Raw genomic sequence first — 17,659 nt, 5'->3', positions numbered from 1 at the left:
TCGCGCCGAACGGGGTCGCGGTGCCGAGGGCGGAGGCGGTGGGGGCGGGCGGGGACGGCGCCGGGGCCGCGTCCGCGTCCGCGTCCGCGCGGGCGGTCTCCCGGGGCCCGCGCCCGCCCCGCTCCGGACCTGGGGATGTGCGTCCGCCGGCCGGGCCTCGGGGTGCGCGCTCGTCGTTCCCCGGGCTCTGGGGGGAGTGCTCGTGGCCGGCCGGGCCTCGGGGTGCCCCTTCGTCGAACCCTGGGGGCAGGGGGCCGGGTGGGAAGGTGATGGGGCCGGCGGGTCTGTCCGGTGGGGGTTCCCAGGGGGCGCGCCGCGGTGCGGGAGGGGGCGGCGAGGGCGGCGGCGGAGACTGCGCGGTCCCGGGCGCCCACCACTCCTCCTCGTCGGCCGCCCCGGCCCGTTCGCTCCGGGGCGCCGGAACCGACGGCGCCTCGCCCGCCGCCGCCCGGTCCGCGCCGCTCGGCGTCCTTGGGTCCGCGCCGCTCGGTGCGTCCGCGGAGTCCGCGCGTACCGCTCCCGCCGCCGAGGCGAAGCGCTCGTCCAGCGAGTCGGCGGCGGGCGTCGGCCCGGTGTCCTCGGTGGAGTCGTCGTACAACTGCGCCCACCAGTCGTCCTCGTGGCCGGTGGGCGTTCCCCCCTGCTGGCTCATGCCCCCGATTGTCCACCGCACGGGCCGGATGAAAACGGGGCATCGGGAAAATCGGCGGCGCGCGACGACCGCCCGGGGCACCGGGGTCCCGCCGGGACCGGGGCGCTGCCACCTGCGGAACCGCGGTCTTGACCTGCGTGTTCTCGCGGAGTCCGGCAGGCTGGGCAGATGGGAGCGTGGGAACTCCTGCTGGTCGGTCTGGTCATCCTGCTCGGACTGTGCGGGGTGCTGCTCCCGGGTGTGCCCGGGTCGTGGCTGGTGTGGGCCGCGGTCCTGTGGTGGGCGCTGAAGGATCCGCAGCCGGTCGCCTGGTCCGTCCTCGTCGGCGCGACGGTCGTGTTGTTCCTGTCCCAGGTGGTGCGCTGGGCGCTGCCGCCCCGCCGGCTGCGGGCGAGCGGCGCCACCCGCCACATGGCCGTGTACGCGGGCGCCGGGGCACTCCTCGGTTTCTTCGTCGTCCCCGTCCTCGGCGCGATCCCCGGCTTCATCGGCGGCATCTACCTCGCCGAGCGGCTCCGCCTGGGCCGCCACGACGCGGCCCGTGCCTCCCTGCGCACCGTGATGCGCGCGGGCGGCTCCAGCATCCTCGCGGAACTGTTCACCTGCCTGCTGATCATGGGCGCGTGGCTGGGAGCGGTGCTGTCGGGGTGAGGTTCCGCCCCGGCGCGAGGCCCAGGTGGTGGAGGGCGTACGTCCGCCAGGGCCGCCAGCCGGCGGGGGCGTCGGTGCCGGGCGGCGCGACGTCGGGGTCGCCGAGGGCGCGGGCCCGGATCGCGGCGACCGTACGGTCGTCCAGGCCGGGCAGCGCGAGCAGCGCCTCCTGGGCGTCGTCCCGGTCGGCGCCCGGGTCGAGGCGTACGGTGCCGTCCGCGAGCGCGGCGGCGAGGGCGCCCAGGGGGCCCGGGGAGTCCGCCAGGGCCGCCGGTTCGGGGAAGAGGTGGGTGAGGGTTCCGTGCGGGGCGTCCAAGGCCTTGCCGTGGGCGCGGACCAGCTGCTCCGCCCGCTCCCGTCCCACCAGGGCGCGTACCGCGTACTCGTCGGGGTCGGCGGCGCCCGGCGCGCGCAGTCCGGGGCGGGCGGCGACCAGCGGGGCGAGCCGCGGGTCGGCGCCGAGCCGCTCGTCGACGGCGTACGGGTCGGCGTCCAGGTCGAACAGCCTCCGCAGCCGCTGCACGGCGGTGGTCAGGTCGCGGGGGTCGGTGAGGTGCAGCCGGGCGTCGAGCCAGCCGCCGGGGTGGACGGCGGAGGCGGGCGCGGAGCCGGCGCGCTCCTCGACGGCCACGATGCCGGTGCCGTACGGGAGGCGGAGCGTACGGCGGTAGGTCCGGCGGCCGGGGGTGCCGCCGACCTCCTCGACCCCGGCCACGGCCTCCCGTTCCAGCAGGTCGAAGACGCCGGCCGCGTGGTACGGGCCCCGGTGGGCGAGGCGCAGCGGTATTTCGGCGCCCGGAGCGGCGGTACGGCCCTGGCGCGGGGCGGCGGCCCGCAGCTGGGTCGGGGTCCTGGCGTACACGGCGCGGATGGTGTCGTTGAACTGCCGGACGCTGGCGAACCCGGAGGCGAAGGCGATCTCGGTGACCGGCAGGCCGGTCGTCTGGAGCAGCACGCGCGCGGTGTGCGCGCGCTGCGCCCGGGCGAGGGCGACCGGCCCCGCGCCGAGTTCGGCGGTGAGCTGGCGCTGCACCTGCCGGGCGCTGTAGCCGAGGCGGGCGGCGAGCCCGGCGACGCCCTCCCGGTCGACGACACCGTCGCCGATCAGCCGCATGGCCCGGCCGACGACGTCGGCGCGGACGTTCCACTCGGCGGAGCCGGGCGTGGCGTCCGGACGGCACCGCCGGCAGGCCCTGAAGCCCGAGGCCTGCGCGGCGGCGGCCGTCGCGAAGAACCGCACGTTGCGCCGTTTCGGCGTCACGGCGGGGCAGCTGGGCCGGCAGTAGATGCCGGTCGTGTCGACGGCGAAGAAGAACGCGCCGTCGAAGCGGGCGTCCCGGCTGCGGACCGCCTCGTACCTGCTGTCGTCGTCCGTCACAGGGTCCGCCACCGGGCCCGTCACCGGATCCGGCAGCGGGCCCGTCACCCGGTCCGTCACACGCTCTCTCACGCGTTCCAGTCTTCGTCCGAGGCGATGGGTCCGCCAGCGGAAATCGGACATGGCGATCCAAGGCCGAACGTGACGGTCGGGCGGCGGCCCCCGGTGTCAGGTGGCGGCCCCCGGTGTCAGGCGGCGGCCCCCGGTGTCAGGTGGCGGTCACCACCACTCCCCCCGCTTCGCCCGCCAGGCCGCCCGTCCCTCGGCTTTCCTGCGCTTCCAGTCCTGGCGGACATCGGCGCGCAGACGGGCGTCGGACTTGGCGACGATCCACTGGTTCTCCCGGACGAGCTTGCGGTAGCTGTCCAGCCGCCGCTCCGGCAGCTCGCCGCTGTCGACGGCGGCCAGCACCGCGCAGCCCGGCTCCCGCTCGTGGCCGCAGTCGTGGAAGCGGCAGCCCCGGGCGAGCCGCTCGATCTCGGAGAAGACCTGGCCGACGCCGCCGCCGGCGTCCCACAGGCCGACCCCGCGCAGTCCCGGCGTGTCGATCAGGACGCCGCCGCCGGGCAGCGGTAGCAGATTGCGGGTGGTCGTGGTGTGCCGCCCCTTGCCGTCCAGGTCGCGGGTGGCCCGCACGTCCATCAGGTCCTCTCCGGCGAGGGCGTTGGCGAGTGTCGACTTGCCGGCGCCGGACGCGCCGAGCAGCGCGGAGGTGCCCCGGCCGAGCAGCGCGGCGAGTGCCTCGACGCCCTGCCCCTGGTGCGCGCTGAGGGTGAGCACGGGCACGCCGGGCGCGCTGCGTTCGACGTCCTCGACGAGGTACGCGAGCGCGGCCGGGTCGGGCACGAGGTCGGACTTGGTGAGCACGACGACGGGCTGGGCGCCGGACTCCCAGGCCAGCGCGAGGAAGCGTTCGACCCGCCCGAGGTCGAGCTCGACGGCCAGGGACAGCGCGATGACGGCGTGGTCGACGTTGGCCGCGAGGATCTGCCCCTCGGACCGCTTGGAGGAGGTGGACCGCACGAACGCGGTACGGCGCGGCAGGTACGCGCGCGCGTAACGCGGGGTGCCGTCGGCGTCGACGGCGACCCAGTCGCCGGTGCAGACGACGCGCAGGGGGTCGTGCGGGGTGACGAACGCGGTGTCGGCCCGGACGACGCCGTCCGCGGTGACGATGTCGCACCGGCCACGGTCGACGCGGACGACACGGCCGGGCAGGAGTCCCCGCGCGGCGTACGGGGCGAACGCGGTTTCCCAGCCCTCGTCCCAGCCGTAGGCGGCGAGGGCGTGCGAGGGAGCCGGGGAGGAGGAGAGGTTCAAGACAGACCCTTCACAGGGGCGGTCCCGGCGGCGCGCTCACGGGCGCGCGGAGAAGGAGTCGGTCAGCCGGAGACCGCGGAGGTGGAGTGGACGAGCGTCTGGGCGCTGAACGTGGCGCCGGTGTCGGTGACAGTCATCGGTCACACCTCCCGTTCCTCGACTCGTGGGGACTCGCGGGCTCAGCCTAGGGAGGAGCGGGCACGCGGTGCCAGCGGTTTTCCGATGCGCTGGTCCAGTCGGTGCGCCGGGCCCTGTTCGACGAGTTCTCCGGCGTCCACGACGGCGACGCGGTGGGCCAGGCGGGCGGTGTCCAGGTCGTGGGTGATGAGGACCAGGGACAGGTCGTCGCGGTCGCGGAGCAGTCCGGCGAGGAGGTCGAGGAGACCGCGCCGGGTGACCGTGTCGAGGCCGGAGGTGATCTCGTCGCAGATCAGCACCCGCGGCCGGGCGAGCAGGGCACGGGCGAGGGCCGCTCGCTGGAGTTCGCCGCCGGAGAGCCGGTCCGGGAGCCGGTGGGCCGACTCGGGCGGCAGGCCGAGGCGGGCCAGGGTGTCCAGGGCCTCGGCGCGGGCGGCGGCGGTGTCGGTGCCGCGCAGGCGTACGGCGGTGCGGGCGACCTGGTCGAGGACGGGCCGGTACTCGTCGAAGGCGGCCCGCGGATCCTGGAACACGTACTGCACGGCCGCCAGTTGGGCGGGTGAGCGGTGGCGCAGGCTGCGCGGGAGCGGGGTGCCGTCGAGGAGGATCTCGCCGTCGTGGTCGCGGTGCAGGCCGGCCAGGCAGCGGGCCAGGGTGGTCTTGCCGCTGCCGGAGCGGCCGACGACGGCCAGCGACGTCCCGGGGTGCAGGGTGAGGTCGGGGGCGCGCAGCACGGTGGTGCGGCCGTGGCGGGCGGTGAGGTCGCGGACCCGCAGCACGGGCGGGCCGGGGTCGGCGGCGGGCTCGTCGCGCGGGGCGGGCCGCTGGTCCGCGAGGAGTCTGCGGGTCCACTCGTGGCGGGGCGCGCGCCACAGCCGTTCGGCCGGGCCCGACTCCACGACCCGGCCGGCCCGCAGGACGAGGACGTCGTCGGCGAGCGCGCGCACGACGTCGAGGTCGTGGCTGAGCAGGACGACGGCGATGCCCCGGGCGGTTACCGCCGCGAGCTGCTCGACGATCGCGCTCTTGGTCAGCACGTCCTGGCCGGTGGTGGGCTCGTCGGCGACGATGACGCGGGCGCCGAGCAGCAGCGCCTGGGCGAGGACGACGCGCTGCTGCTGGCCGCCGGAGAGCTGGTGCGGGTGGCGGCGCACCATGGCCGCGCCGTCGGGGAGCTGGGCGTCGGACAGGGCGCGCAGGACGCGGGCGCGGGCCGCCGCGCGGCGTTCGGAGCGGGGCAGGTCGCGCACCTGGGCGCGGGCGATGTCGGTGAGCAGCGCGCCGACCCGGCGGGCGGGGTTGAGGACGGCCGCCGGGTGCTGGGGCACATAGCCCACCGGGCCGTCGGACGGCCGCAGTACCTCGCCCGAGACCTCGGCGCCGGGCGGGTACTCCCCGAGCAGCGCGAGGCCCGTGGTGGTCTTGCCGCTGCCGGAGGCGCCGACCAGGGCGGTCACCCGTCCGGGCAGCACCCGCAGGTTCACCCCGTCGACGATCGCGCGGCCGTCGATCTCCACGCGCAGGTCGCGGATCTCGGCGACGGCCGCTTCCGGTTCGTGCTTCACGGACGTGGTCGTCCCTTCTTCAGTGCCGGCTTGTCCGGCTGGGGTGCCGGCTTGTCCGGCTTCAGCTCCGGCTTCTCCGGCTTCGGTGCCGTCTTCTGCGGCGCCGTCCTGTCCGTCGTCGGCTTCTTCGGTGCCCTCCGGCCCGGCGCCGGCTTCTCCAGTGCCGCGTCGAAGAGCAGGTTCGTGCCCGTCGTGAGCGCCACGATCAGCAGGGCGGGCACCACCACGGCCCACGGCTGCACGAACAGGCCGGTGCGGTTGCGGTCGACCATGACCGCCCAGTCGGCGGCGTCCGGCGCGACCCCGACCCCGAGGAACGCGGCCGTCGACACCAGGTACAGCACGCCGGTCAGCCGGACGCCCGCGTCGGCGGCGAGGGTGCGCAGGGTCGAGCGGCCGACGTAGCCGACGGCGATCCGCATCCGGGTCTCGCCCTGCATGCGCAGCGCCTCGACCGCCGGCCGGGCGGCCGCCTCGCCCGCCGCCGCCCTGACGATCCGGGCCGCGTCGGGCACGTTCACCAGCGCCACGAGCAGCGCGAGTCCGGTGGCGCCCGGTGTGAACACGGACGCCACGAGCAGGATCAGCAGCAGCGACGGTACGGCGAGCAGCACGTCCAGCGGCCGCATCAGCAGCTCCTCCAGCCGGCGCGCACGGGTCAGCGCCCCGGCCAGCCCGACCGGCACCGCGACGAGATAGGCGAGTGAGGTCGCGGCGAGCGCGGTGACGACGACCGTACGGCCGCCGTGCAGCACCTGCCGCCACACGTCGCGGCCCACGAAGTCGGTGCCGAGCCAGTGGCCGTCCCCGAGGGTGAAGGACGTGGCACGCGGGCCGGGGTCGCCGGCGAACACGGGGCCCAGGAGGGCCAGTGCGAGGGGGACGGCGACGACGGCGAGGCCGAGGGCGAGGCGAGGGGCCCTCACGCCGCCACCCCCGCCCTGGGCGTCAGCCGGTACGCCACCACGTCGGCCCCCAGGTTGAGGACGACGGTCAGCACGCCGAACACCACCGCCAGGCCCTGCACCACGGGGACGTCACGTTCGGCGACGGCGTTGAGCAGGACGGTGCCGAGTCCGGGGATCACGAAGAGTGCCTCCACGACGATGACGCCGCACAGCAGCCAGTCGACGGTGCGGGCGAGCTGCTGCACCGCCGGGGCCAGGGCGTTGGGCAGGGCGTGGAAGTAGCGGACGCGGGCGCCGGGGACGCCGTAGCGGCGGGCGTGGGCCGCATAGGGCGAGGCGAGGGCGTCGACCATGCCGGCGCGCACCAGGCGGGACAGGGAGCACACCGGGCGGGAGAGCAGGACGAGGACGGGCAGGACCAGGACGGCCGGGTGGGCGAGCAGGTCGGTGCCGTAGCCCACGGCGGTCGGCGGCAGCCAGGCCAGCTTCAGCCCGAACACCGTCATCAGCAGCACCCCGAGGGCGAACTCGGGGACCGCGTACACGGCGAGGGTGACGGTGCTGACCAGGCGGTCGACGAGCCGTCCCTCGTGGCGGGCGGCGAGCACCCCGAGGCCGAAGCCCAGCGGGACGAGCAGCGCGAGGGTGAGCGTGGCCAGCAGCAGGGTGGGGCCGAAGCCGTCGGTGAGGTACTGGACGACGGGACGTCCGGAGACCAGGGAGGTGCCGAGGTCGCCCCGCGCCAGCCCGGCCGCCCAGTCGGCCAGCCGCTCGTAGGCGGGCCGGTCGAGGTCCATGGCGGCGCGGATGGCCGCGATGCGGGCGGGGTCGGGCTGGTCGCCGGCGAGGGCGACCGCGGCGTCGCCCGGCAGCGCCTCGGTGAGCGCGAAGACCAGCAGCACCACGGCCACGGTCTGCGCGGCGCCGAGCAGCAGCCGCCGGGCGACGAAGGAGCGCAGTCCGCTCACCCGAGCCACACCTTGTCGAAGCGTGCCCAGTCGAGCGTGTTGGCGGGCGCCTTGGTCGCGACTCCCTTCACGTTCCGTGCCGTTCCGATGATCCAGTCGGCGAACCCCCAGACGAGGAAGCCGCCCTCGGCGTACAGGCGGCGCTGCATCCGGTCGTAGACGGCCGCCCGCTGCTTCTTGTCGCGGGTGGACTGCGCCTGCTGGTACAGCGCGTCGAAGTCCTTGTGCTTCCACTTGGTGGCGTTGGTGGTGGAGCCGGTGAGCAGCCGCTGGGAGATGTGCGCCTCGATGGGCATGGCGCCGGAGCGGTAGCAGCACAGGGTGCCGTTGTCGAGGATGTCGCTCCAGTAGGAGTCCTTGCTGCCCATCTTCACGTCGATGGTGACGCCCGCCTGGGCGGCCTGGTCGCGGAAGATGCCGGCGGCCTCGGTGAACCCGGCGGCGACGGCCGAGGTGTCGAGGGTGACCTTCAGTTTCTCGGCGCCGGCCTGCTTGAGCAGGGCGCGGGCCCTGTCGAGGTCCTGCTCGCGCTGCGGGAGGCTGTCGGCGTAGTACTCGTAGCCCTTGCCGAACAGGTCGTTGCCGACGACGCCGGCGCCGGAGAGGGCGCCGTCGACGAGTTCCTGGCGGTCGGCGATCAGGAAGAACGCCTCGCGCACCCGCTTGTCGTCGAAGGGGGGCCGGTCGGTCTTCATGCAGAACGCCTGCATGGCACTGCCCTTGAGCCGCACGATCGCGATCTGCCCCTTGCCCTCGTGGGCGCGGGCGGTGGTCGGGTTGAGTTCGTGCGCGTACTCGACCTGGCCGCCGAGGAGGGCGCCGACGCGCGCGGACTCCTCGTTGGCGACGACGAACTCCAGCTCGTCCAGGTGCGGGGCGCCGTCCCAGTAGGCGTCGTAGCGGCGGAAGACGGCGGAGCGGCCGGGTGCGAACGACACGAAGCGGAACGGGCCCGAGCCGATGGGCTTCTTGTCGAGGCCGCCGGACTCACCGGCGTTCTCCGGGACGATGTACGCGCCGAACGCGGCCAGGACGTTGGGGAACTCTGCGGTCGGCCGCTTCAGTACGAACTCGACGGCGCGTTCGCCGGTGGCGCGGCTGGCGGTGAGGTCGATGGGTTCCAGGGACGCCTTGGCGCGGTAGGCCTTGGCGGGGTCGGCGATGCGGCGGTAGCTGTAGAGGACGTCCTTCGCGGTGACGGGTCTGCCGTCGTGGAAGGTCGCCTCACGCAGGGTGACCTGCCAGCGGTCCAGGGTGGCGTTGGGCTCCCACCGGGCGGCCAGGCGGGGCTGGGCGGACAGGTCGGCGCCGTAGTCGGCGAGCTTGTCGTAGAGGGCCTTGGCGCGGGCGACGTCGGCGAACAGGTTGGCCAGGTGCGGGTCGAGGGTCTCGCTCGCGCCGCCCCCGGCGAAGGCGGCGCGCAGCCGGCCGCCGCGGCGGGGCCTGCCGTCGCCGCTGTCGCCCGCCGTGTCGTCGTCGGCGCCGCCCCCACAGCCGACGAGGGCGAGGGCCGCGGCGCCGGTGGTGGCGGCGAGGAAGCCGCGGCGGCGCAGGCCGGGAAAGCGTTCGTCGTACATGTCCGTCCCTTGGGTGTGAGTGCGGGATGTGAGCTGTGGGGGGCGTGGGTGTCAGTGCGGGATGTGAGATGTGGGGCGTGGGGTGTCAGTGCGGGGGGAGGGTGCCGGGCCGGAGCCGCGCGACGACGTGCAACCGGTCGCCGTCGGCCGTCCGGCCGGGCGGGTCGCCCTCCTGCCAGGGCGGGTCGGTGCGCGGCCCGGGCCCGTCGTGCAGTTCGAGCACCTCGAAGCCGTGCGCGGCCAGCAGGTGCCGCAGCTCCTGCGGGAACAGCAGCCGCCAGGCGGACCGCTGTTCGACGGGCGGCGAGCCGTCGTCGAAGGTCCATACGCGGACCCGGCGCAGAAGCTGCTCGGCCCGGTCCACGGACAGCGTGGTCGTGGAGCGGTGGTCGACTCCCCGCCAGCTGAAGGTGTTGACGGCGGGGCGGTCCAGGAGATCGGTGCGGCCCAGGAAGTAGGCGCCGTTGCGCATCTCCGCGACGAGCAGTCCGCCGGGTGCGAGGGCACGGCGGCAGGAGGCGAGGAAGCCGTCGAGCTGGGCGTTGGTGTGGCAGTACAGCAGGGAGCTGTCCAGGCAGACGACCGCGTCGAACACGGCCCGCCCGAGATCGAAGGCGTGCAGATCGGCCCGGACGTAGTCGGGCCCCGGGTGGTGGGCGCGGGCGTGCGCGAGCATCGCCTCGGAGAGATCGGCCCCGGTCACCGTACGGCCGGACCGGTGCAGGTGCGCGGCGTCACGACCGGTGCCGCACCCCATGTCGAGCACCCGCGCCCCGGCCCCGTACCGCCGCAGACACCCCTCGGCCCACCGCCCGGCCAGCCGTCCCGGGTCGGGGAAACGCGCCTCGTACAGCTCGGGGTTGTCGGTGAGGAGGTTGTCCCGGATCGCCCGTCCGTTCACGCGTTGCTCCTCTCCGCGGTGGGCGCCGGGGTCGGTGCGGGGGCCGGGGGAAGGGATCCGCGGTGCCGTAGCCAGGCCACGCCCGCTGCCGAGGCCAGGCCGAAGACCGTGCAGCACAGCCAGGGCAGCCAGGCGGCGTCGGTGCGTTCGCCGGTGTCCATGGCCCAGCCGACGACCGTGTTGCCGACGGCGGCGGCGACGCCCGAGACGACGTAGAAGATGCCGAAGTAGGTGCCGGTGAGCTCGGGACGGCCGAAGCCGGGGATCAGCTCCATGACGAACGGCGAGGCGATCATGATGCCGAGGTACAGCAGCAGGGCCCCCAGCAGGACGGGGACGGCGTCGAGCCAGCCGTCGGCGGTCGAGCCCGCCACCGCCGCCGGTGGCAGGAAGGCCAGGCTCGTCACCGCCAGTCCGACGGCGATCCAACGGGCCCTGCTGCCACGGGACTTGAGCGTCCGGGTGATCCGCATCTGCAGGGCGAGGTTGGCGAGGGTGCCGACGAGGAAGACGAGGCCCGCCGCGCCGTCCCAGCCGGTGGCCCGGCGGGCGCCTTCCGGCAGCAGCAGGTACAGCTGGTTCTCCAGGGTGAACATGCCGACCATGGCGAGGGCGAACGCCAGGAAGGCGCGGTTGGCGAGCACCTCCCGCCAGTCGGAGAGGACCCCGCCCGTGCTGGGCTCCACCTCGCGCGCGGGCAGCACGAGGGCCTGGGCGACGGTGAGGACGGCGAAGATGCCGGCGGCCGTGAGCGCGGAGGTACGGAAGTCGACGAGGAGCAGGACGCTGCCCAGCAGCGGGCCGATCAGCGCGCCGGTCGTGGCGAACACGTTGAACAGGGCGAACGCCTCCGCCTTGCGCTCCCCCGCCTCCTGCGTCAGGTAGGCGCGCACGGCCGGGTTGAACAGCGCCCCGGCGAGCCCGCTGAGCACCGACGCGGCGAGCAGCACCGGCAGCCCGTCACCCAGCGCGAACAGCGCGAACCCGACCGTGCGCAGGGCGCACCCGGCGATGATGACGCCCCGCGCGCCCAGCCGGTCGGCCGCGGAGCCGCCGATGATGAACAGGCCCTGCTGGCTGAGGTTGCGCACGCCGAGGACGATCCCGACGACGGCCGCCGACATGCCGAGGTTCTCGTCGAGGTGGGTGGCGAGGTAGGGGACGAGCAGGTAGAAGCCGGTGTTGACGCCGAGCTGGTTGACCAGCAGCAGCTGGACGGCGAACGGGAAGGACCGCAGGTCACGCCACGTCCTCACGCGCGGTCACCTCCTCGACCCCGAGGCCGGGACGGTCGCCGGCCCGGACGGTGCCGTCGGCGCCGCCGATCCCGGTCCACGGGTCGTGGGCGAGCAGCAGATGCCCGTCGAGGTCGGCCCAGCGGGCCCGGCCGGCGAGGTGGACGGCGGGGGCGAGGCCGAGGGTGCTGGCGGTGAGGCAGCCCAGCATCAGCTCGGTGCCGCTGCCCGCGATCAGGTCCGCGATGCGCAGGGCCGCGTGGACGCCGCCGCACTTGGCGAGCTTGACGTTGACGCCGTGGACACGTCCGGCGAGGCGGCGGGCGTCGTCCGGGGTGACCGCGTCCTCGTCGGCGATGACGGGCAGCGGCGACTTCGCGGCGAGGGCGCCGAGCGCCTCCGGGTCGCCGGGGGCGAGCGGCTGCTCCACGGCCTCGACGCCGAGTTCGGCGAACCGGGGCAGCAGGGCCAGGGCCTGGGCGGTGCTCCAGGCGCCGTTGGGGTCGAGGAGCAGCCGCGCCTCGGGCGCGGCCGCCCGGACGGCCCGTACGCGCTCCACGTCGTCCTCGGGGTCGGGGGCGCCGGCCTTGATCTTGAGGAGTCGGAAGCCGCGCGCGGTGAGGCGGCGGGCCTCGGCGGCCGCGTGCGCGGCGGAGGTGATGCCGAGGGTGCGCGCGGTGGCGGCCACCGGCGGCGCGGCCGGGCCGAGGAGCCGGTGGACGGGGAGCCCGGCCCGCTTGCCCACGAGGTCGAGCAGCGCGGACTCGACGGCGGCGGTGACGGCGGGCGGAGAGCCGGGCTCCTCCTCCCGCAGGGCCGTGAGGGCGCTCTCGGGGTCGGAGAACCGGCCGAGGTCGACGGACGTGAGCAGCCGGACCAGGGTGTCGGTGTCCAGGCCGTAGTAGACGCTGGTGACGGCCTCGCCGTGGCCGCGCAGCCCGTCGTGCTCGACGGTCAGCCAGACGGCCTCGCGGGCGGACATGGTGGAACGGGAGATGCGCAGCGGCTCGGCCAGGTCGAGCCGTACGGTGCGCAGACGGGCCTTCACGAGGTCTCTTCCAGGGCGGGGACGGCGGTGAGCGGGTCGGCGACCCGGGTACAGCGCACCCACCCGGTCGCCTCCGCCGCGTAGGGGTGCGGTATCTCGACGGGCCGTACGGCCGCGGTGGCCGGGTCCAGGCCGTGGGCGGCGGTGAAGTCGTCGTCGTAGACGGTCGAGAGGTAGCGGTGCGGGCCGTCGGGGAAGACGGTGGCGACGACGGCCCCGGGGTGGACGCGGGCGGCCCAGGCGGCGACCCGGGCGACCGCGCCGGTGCTCCAGCCGCCGCTGACGAAGGAGCCCCGGGCGAGCCTGCGGCAGCTGTCCACCGCCTCGGCGGGGCCGATCCAGTGGACCTCGTCGAACGCGTCGTAGGCGACGTTGCGGGGGTGGATGCTGCTGCCGAGGCCGCGCATCAGACGGGGCCGGGCGGGCTGGCCGAAGATGGTGGAGCCGGTGGCGTCGACCCCGACGAGCCGCAGGGCCGGCCAGTGCCGGCGCAGCGGGCCGATGACACCGGCGCTGTGGCCGCCGGTGCCGACGCTGCACACGAGGATGTCCACGTGGTCGAGCTGGGTGGTGAGTTCGGCGGCGAGGGAGGCGTAACCGGCGGTGTTGTCGGGGTTGTTGTACTGGTCGGGCCAGTAGGCGCCGGGGAGTTCGGCGAGCAGCTCCCGCAGCCGGGCCAGTCGGGCCGCCTGCCAGCCGCCGGTGCCGGCCGGGCGCTCCACGAGTTCCAGGCGGACCCCGTGGGCGCGCAGCAACTGCCGCATGGACGGTTCGAGTTCACGGTCCCCGACCAGCACGATCGGATGGCCGAGGGCCTGGCCGGCGAAGGCGAGGCCGATGCCGAGGGTGCCGGAGGTGGACTCCACCACCGGGGCGCCCGGCCGCAGTTCGCCCCGCTCGCGGGCGCCCAGCAGCATCGACACCGCGGCCCGTGCCTTCATGCCGCCGGCGGCGAGCCCTTCGAGCTTGGCCCAGAAGCCGGGGTGCGCGCCCGGCAGGTCGGCGGTGACCCGCACCACGGGCGTACGGCCGAGCAGCGCCAGCAACTCTTGGCGGGCGGCGGGTCGTACGGCGGTCGCGGTCATCGTCCGCCTCCCGTGCGGCCGTCTCCCGTGCGGAGGTCTCCCGTGCGGAGGTCTCCCGTGCGGAGGTCTCCCGTGCGGCGGTCTGTCGTGTAGCGGTCTCCCGTGTAGTGGTGGACGAGGCCGGGTCCGCCGTCGAGCCAGAAGAAGGGGTACGGTTCCGCGCACACCGCGCTCACCCCGTGGCCGAGGAACCGGGGCAGGACGGCGCTGCCGGTCTGGGCGAACATCACCAGCTGCTTGCCGTGGGCGAGCGCGTGCCGCCGCAGGGGTTCGAAGGTGCCGTTGCCGAGGGTCATGCCGGAGACGAGGAGCGCGTCGCAGCCCCCGGCCGCGGCGAGGGCGTCGGTGACGACGGGCTCGCCCCACTCCGTCACCCCGCCCTTGAGGTCGCACGGCACATAGCCGAGGCCACGCGCCCGCAGCGCCTCCAGGAGGGAGTTGACGACACCGACGACGAGGACGGTGGCCCCGGCGGGCAGGTCGAGCAGGGCGGCCACGGTCCGCGCGCGGGCCCGGGACTTCTCCAGGGACGACCCGGCGGGCAGCGCGACGGGCACGGCGCCGTGGTCCGGGGTGTGCGGGGTGACGTGCAGGAGGTAGGCGTCCAGGGCGGCCACCCGCACCGGCCCGAGGGGGTGTTCCAGGAGCCGGGCCACGTCCGCGCCCACGCAGTCGTCGAGCGCGCTGTCGGGCAGGCTGCCCGGCTCGACCGCGCAGGAGCCGACGGCCTCGGCGAGGCGCAGGCTGAGGACCTCGTTGCGGTAGCCGGTGCCGCGTCCGTCGTGCCGGACGGCCTGGCGGGTGGTGAAGGCGACGGCGATCCGCTGCGTGGCCGGGTCGGGGCCGAGGGCGCCCGCGCGGACCCGGGCCACCAGGTCGTCGTAGGAGGCGCAGAGGTGTTCCCTCGTGGTGGCGGTGGTCATCGGATCACCAGTCCCGCCCGCAGCCCGGACAGCAGGGACTCGACGCGGTCGCGGGCGCCGGGGCCGTCGGGGTCACCGGCCATGACGTGGCCGAGGTACTCGTTGTTGCTGCCGGCCGCCTTCACCGCCCGGCCGGGCTCGGCGAGCTGCACCTCCAGCACGCCGGGGGCGTCCGCCAGGCCGTCGTGCGCGAGGGATTCGAGCGTGCCCCCGGTCTCGGGGACGAGGAAGCCGATGGCGGCGCTGCGCAGTCCGGTGTCGGTGCGCCGCAGGTCGGGGGTGCGGCCGAGGGCGACGTCGACGAACGCGGCGGCCAGGTCGATGCCGGTGACATGGCGGACGAGTTCGGTGATGCGGTTGCCGGCGGGGCGCGGGTTGACCTCGACGACGCGCGGTCCGGCGGAGGTCAGTTTGATCTCGGTGTGCGCGACGACGCCGTCGGTGAGGCCGAGCGCCTTGAGCGCCATGAGCGCGGTCTGCTCGGCCGCCTCGGTGTCGGCGGGCGTCAGGGCGGCGGGGAACATGTGTCCGGTCTCGATGAAGGCGGGGGCTCCGCCGACGCTCTTGTCGGTCACGCCGACCACATGGACCGTGCCCCCGCTGGAGACGGTCTCGACGCTGACCTCGGGGCCGTCCAGCAGCTCTTCCAGGAGCACGGCCGGGGCCCGCCGCTGTCCACGCGCGTTGACCGGGAAGTCGGCCAGCGCGCGGAACGCGGCGGCCAGCTGGGTCTCGTCATCGACGCGCCGCACGTACATGCCGGCGCACAGGTCGACGGGCTTGACCACCAGCGGGTAGCCGATCTCCCGTGCGGCGCGGGAGAGGCCTGCCCACTCCTCGTGCAGCGCGAAGCGCGGGCCCGGCAGCCCGGCGTCGGCGAGGACGCGCCGGGTGGCGTCCTTGCGGCAGGCGTTCTCCACCGCCTCGGGGCCCGGTCCGGGCAGTGCGAGGCGCCCGGCGAGGCGTGCCACCGTCGGCAGGTAGTAGTCGCACGAGGTGATCACCCCGTCGAAGCGCAGCACCGAGTGCAGCCGCTCCACCTCGGGCAGCAGGGCGTCGATGTCGTTGGTGTCCGCGGTGATCACGTTCCGGGCGCCGAGGAGCGGATGCGCCGTCCCCTCGGGCGCGGAGCGCAGGTAGTGATGCAGGTCCCGGGTGAGGAACGTGAACTCGTGCCCGCCTTCGCGGATCGCCCGTGGCAGCAGCCTGCTCATCGATCCGACCCAGCTCTCGACCACCAGCAGATGAGCCACAACTCCCCTTTTCAGGCCATGTGTTGAGACATCAGGGCAGCCCGGCGGGCCCTCCGTCGGGAGGGCGCCGAGCTGACACGGCCACGTTATCGATAATCATTTTCATTGTCATTAGGTCGGACGCACTTCTCTTTCCGGCCCGCCGCCGACCCGCCGCCTCGGCGCCGCCTCGCATCAGGCGGACACGGATCGGGCCGGCGACAGGTGCGGGGGCCCGGCCGGACGGGCGTCCGCGATAAGCTGCCTGGCCGGAACGGCCGCACTCCGGCCGCCCCGCAGCGGGGCGGGCACGGCGGTCGGCGGACAGCTGAGGAGACCGAGCGTGGATGGCGCGCACCGCATCGGGGAACCCGCTCCGAAGAACGGCGGGACCGTGTTGGAGGTGAGCCCGTTGTCCGGTCGCGCCGGAATACGCGTCAGCGGTGAGATCAGCGCCGTCACCCGTCCGACCTGGGAGGACGCCCTGGCCGAGCTGGCCCGACGGCATACCAACGTCTCCTACGTCGAGCTGTCGCGGGTGGGGTTCGTCGACGTGGCCGGGGTGTCGGCCCTCGCGGTCACGGCCATGAACCTGCCCCGCGGACATGTCGTGGTGGAGCACCCACCACCCCAGTTGCCCCGGGTGATGGAACTGTTCTGGCCGACTCTGCGCAGGATCGAGGTGGCGCCGCGATGAGCTCACTGGCCGTCGACGACGAGTTCGCACACCCGGCGCTGTTCTACCGCACCGGCCAGGAGTACGCCGACCGGACGGTGGCGTTCGTACGGGAGGGCCTGGCCGCGGGCGAGCCAGTGGCCGTGGCGGTGCCCGGACCCAACCTGGAGCTGATCCGGGACGGGCTGGGCGCGCAGGCCGAGGAGGTGCTGCTGCTCGACATGACCCAGGTCGGCCGCAACCCCGGACGGATCATCCCCGGCGTGCTGCGGGCGTTCGCCGACACCCATCCGCAAGGACGGGTGCGGATCATCGGCGAGCCCATCTGGGCCGGCCGAACGCCGGTGGAGTACCCGGCGTGCGCCCAGCACGAGGCGCTGATCAACGCCGCCTTCGAGGGCCGGGCCGCGACCATCCTGTGCCCGTACGACGTCAGCCGCCTGGACGCGGAGGTCGTGGCCGACGCCCGGATCACCCATCCCGTCGTCATCGCCGACGGCCGTGAGCTGACCAGCGACGCCTACGACTGGCAGGCCGTCGTCGCCCGCTACAACGAGGCGCTGCCCCCGGCCCCGGACGCCGCCGTCTTCCCCTTCGGCTCCGGCGACCTGCCGGACGTCCGCCACTTCGCCGTCGGCGAGGCCGGGCGACTGGGGCTGGGCGGACAGCGGCTCCAGGACACGGAGCTGGCGGTCGCGGAGCTGACCACCAACAGCGTCGTCCACGGCGGCGGCAGGGGCACCCTGCTGATCTGGGCGGAGGCCGGTCAGGTGGTGTGCGAGGTCCGCGACGAGGGACGGCTCACCGACCCCCTCGCCGGCCGCCGGCCCCCGAAGAACGGGCAGATCGGCGGACGCGGCCTGATGCTGGTCCACTACGTGGCCGACCTGGTGCGGGTGCACACCTCGGACGACGGCACCACGGTGCGCTTCTACCTGGGGCTGTGACGGGCCGTGGGCCGGGGCCGCGCCTGACGGGGGCTCAACGAGCGTCCCCTCCACGGGTGCGGCACGACTCACGCCTGCCGGACATCCGCGATTCGTCTGCTTAGCATCGGAACGCCTGCCGGTCGCAGGCTCCGGCCCGTGGGGGCCGCAGACACCCCACGAGGACCCGGGAGCCAGGCCACATGCGTCCGACAGGCCGTCACCGACCCCTGCCCCTCGGGCCGCCGGCCGGCCACGGTCACGACCTGTGGGCCGCCGCCCGGCACTTCGGCCGCCGCCGCTTCCTGACCCGCACGGCCGCCGCGGCGGCCCTGGCGTTCGCCACCGGGCTGCCCGCGACGGGCGTGGCCGCCGCGCGGGAACTGGACACCGCGAGGATCACCGAGGACCCGTTCACCCTGGGGATCGCCTCGGGCGACCCACTGCCCACGTCGGTGGTGCTGTGGACGCGGATC

The 17,659-nt window shown here is 75.0% G+C and carries 15 protein-coding genes and 2 pseudogenes; 4 read left to right on the top strand and 13 right to left on the bottom strand.

The window, feature by feature from the left end:
* Positions 1-652, bottom strand: a pseudogene (locus ALMP_RS18600) (hypothetical protein); the annotation flags it as partial.
* A gap of 168 nt (positions 653-820) precedes the next feature.
* Between ALMP_RS18600 and ALMP_RS18595 the strand changes: the two are divergent.
* Positions 821-1,303 carry a DUF456 domain-containing protein gene (locus ALMP_RS18595; RefSeq protein WP_264929618.1) on the top strand — a complete coding sequence of 161 codons (483 nt, stop codon included), beginning with the start codon at positions 821-823 and terminating at the stop codon, positions 1,301-1,303.
* Here the strand turns inward: ALMP_RS18595 and ALMP_RS18590 are convergent.
* The 12 genes from ALMP_RS18590 to ALMP_RS18535 all read right to left on the bottom strand — a co-directional run bounded on the left by ALMP_RS18590 (position 1,266) and on the right by ALMP_RS18535 (position 15,602).
* Entirely contained in the window at positions 1,266-2,681 is a 1,416-nt protein-coding gene (locus ALMP_RS18590) for a DNA-3-methyladenine glycosylase 2 family protein (protein ID WP_264929622.1), read from the bottom strand. The genes ALMP_RS18595 and ALMP_RS18590 overlap by 38 nt on opposite strands.
* Before the next feature lie 219 nt (positions 2,682-2,900).
* Positions 2,901-4,001, bottom strand: a complete 1,101-nt coding sequence (gene rsgA, locus ALMP_RS18585) for a ribosome small subunit-dependent GTPase A (RefSeq protein WP_264929617.1) — start codon at positions 3,999-4,001, stop codon at positions 2,901-2,903.
* A 179-nt stretch (positions 4,002-4,180) separates the two neighbouring features.
* A complete protein-coding gene (locus tag ALMP_RS18580) occupies positions 4,181-5,704 on the bottom strand; it encodes an ABC transporter ATP-binding protein (RefSeq protein ID WP_264929616.1) in 1,524 nt (507 codons plus the stop codon).
* The gene (locus ALMP_RS18575) at positions 5,701-6,630 is read right to left on the bottom strand and encodes an ABC transporter permease (protein ID WP_264929614.1); all 930 of its coding nucleotides are present in this window, start codon (positions 6,628-6,630) and stop codon (positions 5,701-5,703) included. Before ALMP_RS18575 ends, ALMP_RS18580 begins: the two co-directional genes overlap by 4 nt.
* The gene (locus ALMP_RS18570; RefSeq protein WP_264929612.1) at positions 6,627-7,580 is read right to left on the bottom strand and encodes an ABC transporter permease; all 954 of its coding nucleotides are present in this window, start codon (positions 7,578-7,580) and stop codon (positions 6,627-6,629) included. Before ALMP_RS18570 ends, ALMP_RS18575 begins: the two co-directional genes overlap by 4 nt.
* Positions 7,577-9,157: an ABC transporter substrate-binding protein gene (locus ALMP_RS18565; RefSeq protein ID WP_264929610.1), complete on the bottom strand. Its 1,581-nt coding sequence runs from the start codon at positions 9,155-9,157 to the stop codon at positions 7,577-7,579. Before ALMP_RS18565 ends, ALMP_RS18570 begins: the two co-directional genes overlap by 4 nt.
* Before the next feature lie 85 nt (positions 9,158-9,242).
* The gene (locus ALMP_RS18560) at positions 9,243-10,058 is read right to left on the bottom strand and encodes a bifunctional 2-polyprenyl-6-hydroxyphenol methylase/3-demethylubiquinol 3-O-methyltransferase UbiG (protein WP_264929609.1); all 816 of its coding nucleotides are present in this window, start codon (positions 10,056-10,058) and stop codon (positions 9,243-9,245) included.
* The gene (locus tag ALMP_RS18555; protein ID WP_264929607.1) at positions 10,055-11,314 is read right to left on the bottom strand and encodes an MFS transporter; all 1,260 of its coding nucleotides are present in this window, start codon (positions 11,312-11,314) and stop codon (positions 10,055-10,057) included. The genes ALMP_RS18560 and ALMP_RS18555 overlap by 4 nt, the downstream gene beginning before the upstream one ends.
* Entirely contained in the window at positions 11,298-12,341 is a 1,044-nt protein-coding gene (locus ALMP_RS18550; protein ID WP_264929605.1) for a dipeptide epimerase, read from the bottom strand. The genes ALMP_RS18555 and ALMP_RS18550 overlap by 17 nt, the downstream gene beginning before the upstream one ends.
* Positions 12,338-13,426: a PLP-dependent cysteine synthase family protein gene (locus ALMP_RS18545; RefSeq protein ID WP_264929603.1), complete on the bottom strand. Its 1,089-nt coding sequence runs from the start codon at positions 13,424-13,426 to the stop codon at positions 12,338-12,340. Before ALMP_RS18545 ends, ALMP_RS18550 begins: the two co-directional genes overlap by 4 nt.
* Positions 13,423-14,349 (bottom strand): hypothetical protein, encoded by a 927-nt coding sequence (locus ALMP_RS18540; protein ID WP_264929601.1) that lies wholly within the window; start codon positions 14,347-14,349, stop codon positions 13,423-13,425. The genes ALMP_RS18545 and ALMP_RS18540 overlap by 4 nt, the downstream gene beginning before the upstream one ends.
* Positions 14,346-15,602, bottom strand: a complete 1,257-nt coding sequence (locus ALMP_RS18535; RefSeq protein ID WP_264929600.1) for an ATP-grasp domain-containing protein — start codon at positions 15,600-15,602, stop codon at positions 14,346-14,348. Before ALMP_RS18535 ends, ALMP_RS18540 begins: the two co-directional genes overlap by 4 nt.
* A 322-nt stretch (positions 15,603-15,924) precedes the next feature.
* Between ALMP_RS18535 and ALMP_RS18530 the strand changes: the two genes are divergently transcribed.
* The 3 genes and pseudogenes from ALMP_RS18530 to ALMP_RS18520 all read left to right on the top strand — a co-directional run.
* Positions 15,925-16,278, top strand: coding sequence for an STAS domain-containing protein (locus ALMP_RS18530; RefSeq protein WP_264929599.1), 354 nt, complete (start codon positions 15,925-15,927; stop codon positions 16,276-16,278).
* Positions 16,275-17,204, top strand: a complete 930-nt coding sequence (locus ALMP_RS18525) for an anti-sigma factor RsbA family regulatory protein (RefSeq protein ID WP_264929598.1) — start codon at positions 16,275-16,277, stop codon at positions 17,202-17,204. Before ALMP_RS18530 ends, ALMP_RS18525 begins: the two co-directional genes overlap by 4 nt.
* Before the next feature lie 182 nt (positions 17,205-17,386).
* Positions 17,387-17,659, top strand: a pseudogene (locus tag ALMP_RS18520) (alkaline phosphatase); the annotation flags it as partial.

The sequence above is a fragment of the Streptomyces sp. A012304 genome (assembly GCF_026008495.1).
Taxonomy (GTDB): domain Bacteria; phylum Actinomycetota; class Actinomycetes; order Streptomycetales; family Streptomycetaceae; genus Streptomyces.
This window is presented reverse-complemented; position numbering and strand designations above follow the sequence as displayed.

Coding starts and splice junctions, on each gene's coding strand:
- ALMP_RS18595 (WP_264929618.1), top strand. CDS start 821: ATGGGAGCGTGGGAACTCCTGCTGGTCGGTCTGGTCATCCTGCTCGGA.
- ALMP_RS18565 (WP_264929610.1), bottom strand. CDS start 9,157: ATGTACGACGAACGCTTTCCCGGCCTGCGCCGCCGCGGCTTCCTCGCC.
- ALMP_RS18545 (WP_264929603.1), bottom strand. CDS start 13,426: ATGACCGCGACCGCCGTACGACCCGCCGCCCGCCAAGAGTTGCTGGCG.
- ALMP_RS18540 (WP_264929601.1), bottom strand. CDS start 14,349: ATGACCACCGCCACCACGAGGGAACACCTCTGCGCCTCCTACGACGAC.
- ALMP_RS18525 (WP_264929598.1), top strand. CDS start 16,275: ATGAGCTCACTGGCCGTCGACGACGAGTTCGCACACCCGGCGCTGTTC.